This is a genomic window from Streptomyces sp. NBC_01176, from assembly GCF_045039825.1.
In the GTDB taxonomy this organism is placed as follows: domain Bacteria; phylum Actinomycetota; class Actinomycetes; order Streptomycetales; family Streptomycetaceae; genus Streptomyces.
In genome coordinates, this window is record NZ_CP108600.1 from 7,172,760 (window position 1) to 7,185,659 (window position 12,900).

The following is a 12,900-nucleotide window of genomic DNA, read 5'->3' on the forward strand; positions in this document are numbered from 1 at the left end:
TCCCCCGCATTGAAGCGTGTTGACCAAGTCCCGACAACACCTGATGCCCAACACGGTCGGCCCCGTGGCGCGGATCCGTTCGTCCGCCGCGCCCGCCCGTCCCGCCGACAGGGCCGGAGAGGCCGAGAGGCACCCCGGGCGCACGCCGGGTCGGAGCCGACTTCGGCGGGAACGCGCGGGCTGGACCGGTGGCGATCGGTACCAGAGGGTCGCGAGCGCGTGACGTTCGGTGGTCGAGTGCCCCCGGGACATCGGGTCCGGGGCACCTGTCCGGCTCCCCGGACCGGCCCTGGGCACCGGACCGCCCCGGCCACGCTGTCGCGTCCCTGGCGTCCCCGGCCTCGCCGTACCGCCCCCTGCGCTCCCGGAGTCCCGCCGGGGCCCCGGACGGCGCCGGACTCGTCCACAGGCGGGCCGGGAGGCCGTCACGGTGTCAGCCCGCGCCAGTAGGGTGTGTGGCATGGCCGACCCCTCCAGCTACCGCCCCAAGCCGGGACAGATCCCGGACTCTCCAGGGGTGTACAAGTTCCGCGACGAGCACCGCCGGGTGATCTACGTCGGGAAGGCGAAGAGCCTGCGCCAGCGCCTGGCCAGTTACTTCCAGGACCTGACGAACCTCCACCCCCGCACCCGCACCATGGTCACCACGGCAGCGTCCGTGGAGTGGACGGTGGTGTCCACGGAGGTCGAGGCGCTCCAGCTGGAGTACTCCTGGATCAAGGAGTTCGACCCCCGGTTCAACGTGAAGTACCGCGACGACAAGAGCTACCCCTACCTCGCGGTGACCATGAACGAGGAGTTCCCGCGCGTCCAGGTGATGCGCGGCCACAAGCGCAAGGGCGTGCGCTACTTCGGTCCGTACGGGCACGCGTGGGCGATCCGCGACACCGTGGACCTGCTGCTGCGCGTCTTTCCCGTCCGCACCTGCTCCGCGGGCGTGTTCAAGAACGCCGCCCGCACCGGCCGCCCCTGCCTCCTCGGGTACATCGGCAAGTGCTCCGCCCCCTGCGTCGGGCGCGTCACCGCGGAGGAGCACCGCGAACTTGCCGAGGAGTTCAGCGACTTCATGGCCGGCCGCACGGGGACGTACATCCGCCGCCTGGAGAAGCGGATGACGGACGCGGCCGAGGACATGGAGTACGAGCGGGCGGCCCGCCTGCGCGACGACATCGAGGCCCTGAAGAAGGCCATGGAGAAGAACGCGGTCGTCCTCGCCGACGCGACCGACGCCGACCTGATGGCCGTCGCCGAGGACGAGCTGGAAGCGGCCGTGCAGATCTTCCACGTACGCGGCGGCCGGGTACGCGGACAGCGCGGCTGGGTCACCGACAAGGTGGAGGCCGTCACCACGGGTGACCTGGTCGAACACGCGCTCCAGCAGCTCTACGGGGAGGAGACGGGCGACTCCGTCCCCAAGGAGGTGCTCGTCCCGGCTCTGCCCGACCTGGTGGAGCCCGTCCAGGAGTGGCTGGCCGCGCGCCGAGGGTCCAACGTGTCCCTGCGCATCCCGCAGCGCGGCGACAAGAAGGCGCTCATGGAGACGGTGCAGCGCAACGCGCTCCAGGCGCTCGCCCTGCACAAGACCAAGCGCGCCTCCGACCTCACCACCCGCTCCCGGGCCCTCGAGGAGATCGCCGAGGCCCTCGCCCTGGACAGCGCCCCGCTCCGCATCGAGTGCTACGACATCTCGCACCTCCAGGGCGACGACGTGGTGGCGTCGATGGTGGTCTTCGAGGACGGCCTGCAGCGCAAGGGCGAGTACCGCCGCTTCCAGATCAAGGGCTTCGCGGGCCAGGACGACGTCCGGTCCATGCACGAGGTGATCACCCGCCGCTTCCGGCGCTATCTCGCCGAGAAGGAGCGGACCGGCGAATGGACGGACGGCGAGGGCGAGGGGACGAGCGACGGGGAGAACACCTTCACCGAGGACGACGGCCGCCCCAAGCGCTTCGCCTACCCCCCGCAGCTGGTCGTCGTCGACGGCGGCCGGCCCCAGGTCGCGGCCGCCCAGAAGGCCCTCGACGAGCTGGGCATCGACGACATCGCCGTCTGCGGACTGGCCAAGCGGCTGGAGGAGGTCTGGCTGCCGGGCGAGGACGACCCGGTGGTCCTGCCGCGCACCAGCGAGGGCCTCTACCTCCTCCAGCGCGTCCGTGACGAAGCCCACCGCTTCGCCATCACCTACCAGCGCGCCAAACGGGCCAAGCGCTTCAAGGCAAGCCCGCTGGACGAGGTGCCGGGCCTCGGCGAGACACGCAAACAGGCGCTGATCAAGCACTTCGGTTCTGTGAAAAAGCTGCGATCCGCGACAATCGACCAGATCTGCGAAGTTCCCGGCATAGGCCGCAAGACGGCCGAGGCGATCGCCGTGGCCCTCGCCCAGGCGGCTCCGGCCGCACCCGCCGTGAACACGGCGACTGGAGAGATCATGGAAGACGAGGAGCCCGGGACGACGCCGGACTCCCCGGAGGAGCCCGTGTCCGCGGGCGCCTCGTACGAACGACGGGGGCAGGAGACATGAGCGACAACGAACGACAGGACCGACAAGAGGACGCCCCGCAGGGCGTCGACGCGACCGAGGGAACACAGGAAGACACGACCGCCGAGACCGCCGCGGCATCCGACGCCGCCATCCCCGAACTGGTGATCATCTCCGGGATGTCCGGAGCGGGCCGGTCGACGGCCGCCAAATGCCTGGAGGACCTCGGCTGGTTCGTCGTGGACAACCTGCCGCCCGCGCTGATCCCCACCATGGTGGAGCTCGGCGCCCGCTCCCAGGGCAACGTGGCCCGGATCGCTGTCGTCGTCGACGTACGCGGCCGCCGCTTCTTCGACAACCTCCGTGAGTCCCTCGCCGACCTGGAGTCGAAGAACGTCACCCGGCGGATCGTCTTCCTGGAGTCCTCCGACGAGGTCCTGGTGCGCCGCTTTGAGTCCGTGCGCCGCCCGCACCCCCTCCAGGGCGACGGCCGCATCGTCGACGGCATCGACGCCGAACGCGAGCTCCTGCGCGAGCTGCGCGGCGACGCCGACCTGGTCATCGACACCTCCAGCCTGAACGTGCACGAGCTGCGCGCCAAGATGGACGCCCAGTTCGCGGGCGAGGAGGAGCCCGAGCTGCGGGCCACCGTCATGTCCTTCGGCTTCAAGTACGGCCTTCCCGTGGACGCCGACCTGGTCGTGGACATGCGGTTCCTGCCGAACCCCCACTGGGTCCCGGAGCTGCGCCCCTACACCGGCCTCAACGAGGAGGTGGCGGCCTACGTCTTCAACCAGCCCGGCGCCAAGGAGTTCCTCGACCGCTACGCCGAGCTGCTCCAGCTGATCGCCACCGGCTACCGCCGCGAGGGCAAGCGTTACGTGACCATCGCGGTCGGCTGCACCGGCGGCAAGCACCGCTCCGTCGCCACCTCCGAGAAGCTCGCCGCCCGCCTCGCCTCTCAGGGCGTGGAGACCGTGGTCGTCCACCGGGACATGGGCCGCGAATGACGGGACGTGCCGCACTGCGGCTCAGCAGGCTGCGGAGGATCACCGCGGAGGGACAGGGCGGCAGACCCGCCGAGGCACGCGGCGCGAAGCCGCGCCGCCGCGGAGCCCAGCCCAAGGTCGTCGCCCTGGGCGGCGGCATGGGCCTGTCCGCCTCGCTCGCCGCACTGCGCCGGATCACCGGCGACCTCACCGCCGTCGTCACGGTGGCCGACGACGGCGGCTCCAGCGGCCGCCTGCGGGACGAGCTGGGCGTGCTGCCCCCCGGCGACCTGCGCAAAGCCCTGGCGGCGCTGTGCGGCGACGACGACTGGGGCCAGACCTGGGCCCGCGTCATCCAGCACCGTTTCCAGTCCAAGGGCGATCTGCACGAGCACGCGGTCGGCAATCTGCTGATCGTCGCCCTGTGGGAGCAGCTCGGCGACCACGTCCAGGCTCTGGACCTGGTCGGCAGGCTGCTGGGCGCGCACGGCCGGGTGCTGCCCATGTCCGCCGTGCCCCTGGAGCTGCAGGCCCTGGTCAGGGGGCACCGGCCGGAGCGGCCCGACGAGGTGGAGACGGTCCGCGGGCAGGCCACCGTGGCCCTCACGCCCGGCGAGGTGCAGTCCGTGCACGTCGTGCCGCACGACCCGCCCGCCGTCCCCGAGGCCGTGGCGGCCGTCCTCGACGCGGACTGGGTGGTGCTGGGTCCCGGCTCCTGGTTCTCCTCGGTGATTCCGCACCTTCTCGTCCCCGAGCTGCTGGACGCCCTCACACAGACGAAGGCCCGCCGGGTACTCTCCCTGAACCTCGCCCCGCAGCCCGGAGAAACCGAGGGCTTCTCTCCGCAGCGTCATTTGGAGGTTTTGGGACGACACGCCCCTAAACTCGCCCTGGACGTGGTGCTGGCCGACGAGGCCGCCGTGCCCGACCGCGACTCACTGACCGACGCTGCCAAGCGGTTCGGCGCCGCGGTCGAGCTGGCGCCGGTGGCCCGGACCGACGGATCTCCGCGGCACGACCCGGAGCTGTTGGCCGCCGCGTACGACCGTATTTTTCGGATGCATGGAAGGATCGGCCCATGGCGATGACGGCAGCGGTGAAGGATGAGATCTCCCGGCTTCCCGTCACCCGGACCTGCTGCAGAAAGGCGGAGGTCTCCGCCATTCTGCGGTTCGCGGGCGGCCTTCACCTGGTGAGCGGCCGGATCGTGATCGAGGCGGAGCTCGACACCGCGATGGCGGCACGTCGGCTGAAGCGGGACATCCTGGAGATCTTCGGCCACAGTTCGGAACTGATCGTGATGGCGCCCGGCGGACTGCGCCGCGGCTCCCGCTATGTCGTACGCGTCGTGGCGGGCGGCGATCAGCTGGCCCGCCAGACAGGACTCGTGGACGGCCGTGGACGCCCGATCAGGGGCCTTCCGCCGCAGGTGGTCTCGGGGGCCACCTGCGACGCCGAGGCTGCCTGGCGGGGAGCCTTCCTCGCGCACGGCTCGCTGACGGAGCCCGGCCGCTCCTCCTCACTGGAGGTGACCTGCCCGGGCCCGGAGGCCGCGCTCGCGCTGGTCGGCGCCGCCCGCCGGCTGTCGATCGCGGCGAAGGCCCGCGAGGTACGCGGCGTGGACCGGGTGGTCGTACGGGACGGGGACGCGATCGGCGCGCTGCTGACCCGCCTCGGCGCCCATGAGTCCGTGCTCGCCTGGGAGGAGCGGCGGATGCGCCGCGAGGTCCGGGCCACGGCCAACCGGCTCGCCAACTTCGACGACGCCAACCTGCGCCGCTCCGCCCGCGCGGCCGTCGCCGCCGGGGCGCGCGTGCAGCGCGCCCTGGAGATCCTCGCCGACGAGGTGCCGGAACACCTCGCCGCGGCCGGACGGCTGCGCATGGAGCACAAGCAGGCCTCCCTGGAGGAGCTCGGCGCGCTCGCCGACCCGCCGCTGACCAAGGACGCCGTCGCCGGCCGTATCCGGCGGCTGCTGGCCATGGCCGACAAGCGGGCCCAGGACCTGGGGATCCCGGGTACGGAGTCCAATCTCACCGAGGAGATGGCGGACAACCTCGCGGGCTGACGGCCCGATGGGTCGCCAGAAGTCCAACCGGCCGGTGCCGATGCCCACTTGGGACATCGGCACCGGCGTTTGCCTGTCTGTGAGGCGCCCTTGACTTGACCATGAAGTGTCATGAGCCTGGCATCTGTTCGCCACTGTGGCGGACACATGCAAGGGGGGCTCATGAGACGAAGAGCGAGAGCGATCCTCGCTGCGGGCGCACTCCTGCTGGGCGGTGCCGGAATGGCGCCCATCGCCCAGGCGCAGAGCGGGAGTTCGCCCGAATCCGACGCGAACGCCGTGAAGGTGTTCCACGCGGAGGTCACGAAGCAGCAGATACCCCTGCTGCTCGCGGCCGGGCAGGACGGCCACGAACTCGGCGACCAGACCGCGAAGAACGGCAAGAGCGCGGTCGAGGTCTACCTGACCGACAAGCAGGCCCGGAAGCTGGAGAAGCAGGGCGTCGAGCTCACCGAGCACACGCTTTCGGCCAGGACCGAGGCGCGCGTCGAGGACGCGGCCCAGGGCGTGTTCCGGCCGTACAGCGGAAAGGGCAATCTCCAGGAGGAGATCGTCAGGACCGGCGCGGCCCATCCCGACCTCACCAAGGTCGTCTCCATCGGCAAGACCCTCAAGGGCCAGGACATCCTCGCGCTGAAGCTGACCAAGGGCGCGAAGAAGACGAAGGACGGCTCCAAGCCGTCCGTGCTGTACATGTCCAACCAGCACGCTCGCGAGTGGATCACGCCCGAGATGACCCGGCGCCTGATGCACTACTACCTGGACAACTACTCCACGGACAAGCGCATCAAGAAGATCGTGGACTCGACCGAACTGTGGTTCGTGCTGTCGGCCAACCCGGACGGCTACGACTACACGTTCCAGGGCGAGGACGAGCGCCAGTGGCGCAAGAACCTGCGGGACGTGAACGGCGACGGCGTCATCTCCACCGGCGACGGCGTCGACCTCAACCGCAACTTCGCCTACAAGTGGGGCTACGACGACGAGGGTTCGTCCCCCAACCCCACCAACGAGACCTACCGCGGCGCGAGCCCCGGCTCCGAGCCCGAGACCCAGGCCCTCGACGCCTTCGAGAAGCGCGTCGACTTCACGTACGGCATCAACTACCACTCCGCCGCCGAACTGCTCCTCTACGGAGTGGGCTGGCAGGTGGCGACGCCGACCCCGGACGACGTGCTCTACAAGTCACTCGCGGGAACCCCGGAGAACTCGGCGATCCCCGGCTACCACCCGCAGGTCTCCTCGGAGCTCTACACCACCAATGGTGAGGCGGACGGCCACGCCGGCAACGTCAACGGCATGGCGATGTTCACCCCCGAGATGTCGACCTGTCAGACCGCGTCGAACGTCGACCCGAACGACGCCTGGAACGCGGCGGACTGCGCCTCCGTCTTCACCTTCCCGGACGACGAGAAGCTGATCGAGCAGGAGTTCGAGAAGAACGTCCCGTTCGCGCTCTCCGTCGCCGAGACCGCCGCCCACCCCGACCGGCCCTCGTCCTCCGTCGGCCTCGACGCGCCCGACTTCACCCCGGCCGCCTTCACCACGTCGTACTCCCGCGGAGCGGACCAGGAGGTCTCCGTCGTCGTCCGCAAGTCCGTACGCGACAAGGAGCTCAAGTACCGCGTCAACGGCGGCCGAACGCTGGACATGGCCCTCAAGCCCTGGCGCGGCGGCGAGACCTACGGCGGCGCGGACAACCTCTACTTCGACGAGTACCGCGCCAAGGTCAAGGACGGCGACCGGGGCGACAAGGTCGAGGTCTGGTTCACCGGTGAGACCAGGAGCGGCAAGAAGACCTCCAGCACCCACTTCACCTACACCGTGGCCGAACGGCCGGTGGCCGACACCCTCGTCGTCGCCGAGGAGGGCGCGGCCGCCACGCAGTCCCAGGCGTACGTCGACGCCCTGAAGGCCAACGGCAAGAAGCCTCTCGTGTGGGACGTCGCCACCCTCGGCGCGCCCGACGCGCTCGGCGTGCTCGACCACTTCAAGACGGTCGTCCACTACACGGGAGCCGCACGGCCGGCGAACGCCACCCAGCTCCAGCTGCGCGCCTTCCTCAACCAGGGCGGGAAGCTGGTCGAGGCGGGCGAGCAGGCCGGCGGCAACGTCGACCTCGGCGGAGGCAACCTCTCCAACGACTTCAGCCAGTACTACCTCGGCGCCTACTCCCGTACGTCCACCCCGGGGGCCAACGGCTTCACCGGCTCCGGCAGGCTCGCCGGCTTCACGGGAGCGCTCGGGGACGCGCCCGGCAACCCGCTGAACACCGCGGGCACCTACGGAGTCACCTCGGACAGCCTGCCCGCCGCCCAGTACCCGCAGTTCGCGTCCAGCGCGGGCGCCGGCCAGTTCGCGGGCACCGTCAACCCCTACGGGCCCTACGCCGGTTCGTCCATGGCCGCCGCGGTGCACACCGACGACGCCTACAAACGACTCACCCGCACCATCGACCTCACCGGCGTCAGCGCCGCCGACAAGCCGGCGCTGCGCACCCAGCTCCTGTGGGACACCGAGCCCGGCTACGACCACGCCGTCCTCGAGATCCACACCACCGGGGCCGACGACTGGACGACGCTGCCCGAGGCGGGCGGCGCGACCAGCAGCGAGGTACCCGCGGAGTGCGAGGCCGGATTCCTGGTCCACGAGCACCCCTGGCTCAAGCACTACCTGACCGTCAACGCGTCCGGCTGTGCCAACACCGGCACCAGCGGGGCCTGGAACAGCTTCACCGGCGCCTCCAGCGGCTGGCAGCAGGTCGCCTTCGACCTCAGCGCGTACGCCGGGAAGTCGGTGGAGGTGTCCCTGAGCTACATCACCGACCCGAGCACCGGCGGCCACGGCGTCCTCGCGGACGACACCTCTCTCGTCGTCGCCGGGACGGCCACCGGGACGGAGGGCTTCGAGACCTCCCTCGGCCCCTGGAGCGTCCCCGGACCGCCCCCGGGCAGCCCGGCCGTCCTCAAGGACTGGGCACGCTACGGAGAGCTGTTCAAGACCTATGGAGGAATCACCACCGGTGACACCGTGCTGCTGGGCTTCGGCCTGGAGCACGTCACCGCGGCGGCCGACCGCGCGGCCCTGATAGGGAAGGCGCTCACCGCTCTGAAGAGCTGATTTCAGACGACCGCCTCGTCAACGTCGAGGGTGTTCCGTACCCCTACTGGTGGGTACGGAACACCCTGCCGTGTATGGGGCATCTCAATGTCACTCCAGACGTCTCAGGGAGGTAGGGTTCTAGGCGGTCGGGGACATCCCATACAACTCGCCGGCACGTGAGCCGGCGTACCAACGAGGAGATCGGTTCGTGACGATCCGCGTAGGCATCAACGGCTTTGGCCGCATCGGTCGTAACTACTTCCGCGCGCTGCTGGAGCAGGGTGCTGACATCGAGATCGTGGCTGTCAACGACCTGGGTGACACCGCGACCACCGCTCACCTGCTCAAGTACGACACCATCCTGGGCCGTCTCAAGGCCGAGGTGTCGCACACCGCCGACACGATCACCGTCGACGGCCACACCATCAAGGTGCTCTCCGAGCGCAACCCCGCCGACATCCCGTGGGGCGAGCTCGGCGTCGACATCGTCATCGAGTCGACGGGCATCTTCACCAAGAAGGCCGACGCCGAGAAGCACATCGCCGGCGGCGCCAAGAAGGTCCTGATCTCGGCTCCGGCCAAGGACGAGGACATCACCATCGTGATGGGCGTCAACCAGGACAAGTACGACCCGGCGCAGCACAACATCATCTCCAACGCCTCCTGCACCACCAACTGTGTGGCGCCGATGGCCAAGGTGCTCGACGAGAACTTCGGCATCGTCAAGGGCCTGATGACGACGGTCCACGCGTACACGAACGACCAGCGCATCCTGGACTTCCCGCACTCGGACCTGCGCCGCGCCCGCGCCGCCGCCGAGAACATCATCCCGACCACGACCGGTGCCGCCAAGGCCACCGCCCTGGTCCTCCCGCAGCTCAAGGGCAAGCTCGACGGCATCGCGATGCGCGTCCCGGTCCCGACCGGCTCGGCCACCGACCTGGTCGTGACGCTGCAGCGCGAGGTCACCAAGGACGAGGTCAACGCCGCGTTCAAGAAGGCGTCCGACGACGGCGACCTCAAGGGCTACCTGGCCTACACCGAGGACCCGATCGTCTCCTCGGACATCGTCGGCGACCCGGCCTCCTGCACCTTCGACTCCTCCCTGACCATGGTCCAGGAGGGCAACTCGGTGAAGATCCTCGGCTGGTACGACAACGAGTGGGGCTACTCCAACCGCCTCGTCGACCTCACGGTCTTCGTCGGCGGCCAGCTCTAAGTCCCGGAGCCAGGCACCTCGATGTGAGCACAGGGCTCGGGCAGCGCAAGGCCGCGCTGCCCGAGCCCTGTCTCGCGTACGGATCGACCAGCTCTCTCGGATCTCAAGAGCCTTCCTAGGAGTCCCTTCATGAAGACGATCGACGAACTCATCGCCGAAGGCGTGGACGGCAAGCGGGTCTTCGTCCGCGCCGACCTGAACGTGCCACTGGCCGACGGCCTCATCACGGACGACGGCCGCATCCGCGCCGTCCTGCCCACCGTCAAGGCGCTGGCCGAAGCGGGCGCCAAGGTGATCGTCGCCTCCCACCTGGGCCGTCCCAAGGGCGCCCCGGACCCCGCCTTCTCCCTGCTGCAGCCCGCCGAGCGCCTCGGCGAACTCCTCGGCGCCCCGATCGCGTTCGCCCAGGACACCGTGGGCCCCGCCGCCCACGACGCCGTGAACGGCCTGGAGCCCGGCCAGGTCGCGGTCATCGAGAACCTGCGCTTCAACGCGGGCGAGACGTCCAAGGACGACACCGAGCGCGGTGAGTTCGCCGACCAGCTCGCGGCTCTGGCCGATGTCTACGTGGGCGACGGTTTCGGCGCCGTGCACCGCAAGCACGCCTCCGTGTACGACCTCCCGGCGCGCCTGCCGCACTACGCCGGCTACCTCATCGCCACCGAGGTCGGCGTCCTGAAGAGGCTCACCGAGGACGTCAAGCGCCCCTACGTCGTCGCCCTCGGCGGCTCCAAGGTCTCCGACAAGCTCGCCGTCATCGACGAACTGCTCGGCAAGGCCGACCGGCTGCTCATCGGCGGCGGCATGGCCTTCACCTTCCTCAAGGCGAAGGGCTACGAGATCGGCGCCTCCCTCGTCCAGGACGACCAGCTGTCCGCCGTCAAGGAGTACGTCGAGCGCGCCGAGAAGAACGGTGTCGAACTGGTCGTCCCGGTCGACGTCGTGACCGCGACGCAGTTCCCCGACCTGAAGACCAAGGCCCCTTCCAACCCCACCATCGTCGCCGCGGACGCCATCCCGGCCGACGCGATGGGCCTCGACATCGGTCCCGAGACCGGTGCCCTCTACGCCTCGAAGCTCGCCGACGCGGCCACCGTCTTCTGGAACGGTCCGATGGGCGTCTTCGAGCACCCCGACTACGCCGAGGGCACCAAGGCGGTCGCCCAGGCCCTCCTCGACTCCCCGGCCTTCACCGTGGTCGGCGGTGGCGACTCCGCCGCGGCCGTCCGCACCCTGGGCTTCGACGAGACGGCATTCGGCCACATCTCGACCGGTGGCGGCGCCTCCCTCGAATACCTCGAGGGCAAGACGCTCCCCGGCCTCGCCGCACTGGAGGACTGACCTTTTATGAGCACGCGCACGCCGCTGATGGCGGGCAACTGGAAGATGAACCTCAACCACCTCGAGGCCATCGCGCACGTCCAGAAGCTTGCCTTCGCCCTGGCCGACAAGGACTACGACGCCTGTGAGGTCGCCGTCCTTCCGCCCTTCACCGACCTGCGCTCCGTGCAGACCCTGGTCGACGGCGACAAACTCAAGATCAAGTACGGCGCCCAGGACGTCTCGGCGCACGACTCCGGTGCCTTCACCGGCGAGATCTCGGGTCCCATGCTGGCCAAACTGAAGTGCACGTACGTGGCGGTCGGTCACTCCGAGCGACGCCAGTACCACGCGGAGACCGACGAGATCGTCAACGCCAAGGTCAAGTCCGCGTTCAAGCACGGCCTGACCCCGATCCTCTGCGTCGGCGAGGAGCTGGCGGTCCGCGAGGCGGGGGACCACGTCTCCCACACGCTCTCGCAGGTCGACGGCGGTCTCAAGGACGTCCCGGCCGAGCAGGCCGAGTCGATCGTGATCGCGTACGAGCCGGTCTGGGCCATCGGAACCGGCAAGGTCTGCGGCGCCGACGACGCCCAGGAGGTCTGCGCGGCGATCCGCGGCCGGCTGACCGAGCTGTACACCCAGGAGGTGGCCGACAAGGTCCGCATCCAGTACGGCGGCTCGGTGAAGTCCGGCAACGTCGCCGAGATCATGGCGAAGCCGGACATCGACGGCGCCCTGGTCGGTGGCGCGTCCCTGGACGCCGACGAGTTCGTCAAGATCGTCCGCTTCCGCGACCAGTGAGTATGCGGTAGCGACGATCCGTCGTACCCTTGCGGGGGTCTGGTGAGTGTCACCGGACCCCCGTCGTCCATCCAGTTCCGAGGAAGTTGGTCCAGCCGTGGTTTTGGGGTTCTCGATCGCCCTGATCGTCTTCAGCCTGCTGCTGATGCTGCTGGTGCTGATGCACAAGGGGAAGGGCGGCGGCCTCTCCGACATGTTCGGTGGCGGCATGCAGTCGTCCGTCGGCGGCTCCTCGGTCGCCGAGCGCAACCTCGACCGCATCACCGTGGTGATCGGTCTGCTGTGGTTCGCGTGCATCGTCGTGCTCGGCATCCTGATGAAGGTCAACAACTGATCACCGGCTGACATCGGTACGGGCGCACGCACAACCGCACAGTACGCAAGCACGATCCACACGTAAGGCCCCATGTCCGGTACGCGCCCGCGGGCGCGGCCTATCATGGGGCTTGCGTCTAGGGGTGGGGTGTAACTCCTAACACTGGACGCGCGTTGGGCCTTACGTAGACTGAGGCGCTCGCAGCGAAGCGTCACGCCGACTCGCTTCGCGGCACCATCACGCAGGGAGTTACGACCGTGGCAAGTGGCAACGCGATCCGAGGAAGCCGGGTCGGGGCGGGGCCGATGGGTGAGGCCGAGCGTGGCGAGTCCGCGCCCCGGCTGCGCATCTCCTTCTGGTGCTCCAACGGGCACGAGACGCAGCCCAGCTTCGCCAGCGACGCGCAGGTTCCCGACACCTGGGACTGCCCGCGCTGCGGCTTTCCCGCCGGACAGGACCGGGACAACCCGCCGGACCCGCCGCGCACCGAGCCGTACAAGACGCACCTGGCGTACGTACGGGAGCGGCGCAGCGACGCGGACGGCGAGGCGATCCTCGCCGAGGCGCTCGCCAAACTGCGGGGCGAGATCTAGGAGTTGCGAA

At 69.6% G+C, this 12,900-nt stretch carries 10 protein-coding genes; all 10 read left to right on the forward strand.

Translation table 11 applies throughout. The annotated features are described in order from the left end of the window. Positions 1–460 precede the first annotated feature (460 nt). The 10 genes from uvrC to OG199_RS31090 all read left to right on the forward strand — a co-directional run bounded on the left by uvrC (position 461) and on the right by OG199_RS31090 (position 12,890). Positions 461–2,521, forward strand: coding sequence for an excinuclease ABC subunit UvrC (gene uvrC, locus OG199_RS31045; protein ID WP_356800146.1), 2,061 nt, complete (start codon positions 461–463; stop codon positions 2,519–2,521). Next, the gene (rapZ, locus tag OG199_RS31050) at positions 2,518–3,489 is read left to right on the forward strand and encodes an RNase adapter RapZ (protein WP_356800148.1); all 972 of its coding nucleotides are present in this window, start codon (positions 2,518–2,520) and stop codon (positions 3,487–3,489) included. The genes uvrC and rapZ overlap by 4 nt, the downstream gene beginning before the upstream one ends. Then, positions 3,486–4,556, forward strand: a complete 1,071-nt coding sequence (gene yvcK, locus OG199_RS31055; RefSeq protein ID WP_266698321.1) for a uridine diphosphate-N-acetylglucosamine-binding protein YvcK — start codon at positions 3,486–3,488, stop codon at positions 4,554–4,556. The genes rapZ and yvcK overlap by 4 nt, the downstream gene beginning before the upstream one ends. After that, positions 4,547–5,536, forward strand: coding sequence for a DNA-binding protein WhiA (gene whiA / locus OG199_RS31060; RefSeq protein ID WP_010987695.1), 990 nt, complete (start codon positions 4,547–4,549; stop codon positions 5,534–5,536). Before yvcK ends, whiA begins: the two co-directional genes overlap by 10 nt. Positions 5,537–5,698: 162 nt before the next feature. Further along, the gene (locus OG199_RS31065) at positions 5,699–8,656 is read left to right on the forward strand and encodes a M14 family zinc carboxypeptidase (RefSeq protein WP_356800149.1); all 2,958 of its coding nucleotides are present in this window, start codon (positions 5,699–5,701) and stop codon (positions 8,654–8,656) included. Between the two features lie 190 nt (positions 8,657–8,846). Then, positions 8,847–9,857 (forward strand): type I glyceraldehyde-3-phosphate dehydrogenase, encoded by a 1,011-nt coding sequence (gene gap, locus OG199_RS31070; protein ID WP_148013434.1) that lies wholly within the window; start codon positions 8,847–8,849, stop codon positions 9,855–9,857. A 129-nt stretch (positions 9,858–9,986) separates the two neighbouring features. Further along, positions 9,987–11,198: a phosphoglycerate kinase gene (locus tag OG199_RS31075; RefSeq protein WP_405832262.1), complete on the forward strand. Its 1,212-nt coding sequence runs from the start codon at positions 9,987–9,989 to the stop codon at positions 11,196–11,198. A 6-nt stretch (positions 11,199–11,204) separates the two neighbouring features. Next, a complete protein-coding gene (gene tpiA / locus OG199_RS31080; RefSeq protein WP_405832263.1) occupies positions 11,205–11,981 on the forward strand; it encodes a triose-phosphate isomerase in 777 nt (258 codons plus the stop codon). 97 nt (positions 11,982–12,078) lie between these two features. After that, positions 12,079–12,315 (forward strand): preprotein translocase subunit SecG, encoded by a 237-nt coding sequence (secG, locus tag OG199_RS31085; protein ID WP_094052663.1) that lies wholly within the window; start codon positions 12,079–12,081, stop codon positions 12,313–12,315. 239 nt (positions 12,316–12,554) lie between these two features. Next, positions 12,555–12,890, forward strand: coding sequence for an RNA polymerase-binding protein RbpA (locus tag OG199_RS31090; protein ID WP_003957010.1), 336 nt, complete (start codon positions 12,555–12,557; stop codon positions 12,888–12,890). Positions 12,891–12,900: the final 10 nt, after the last annotated feature.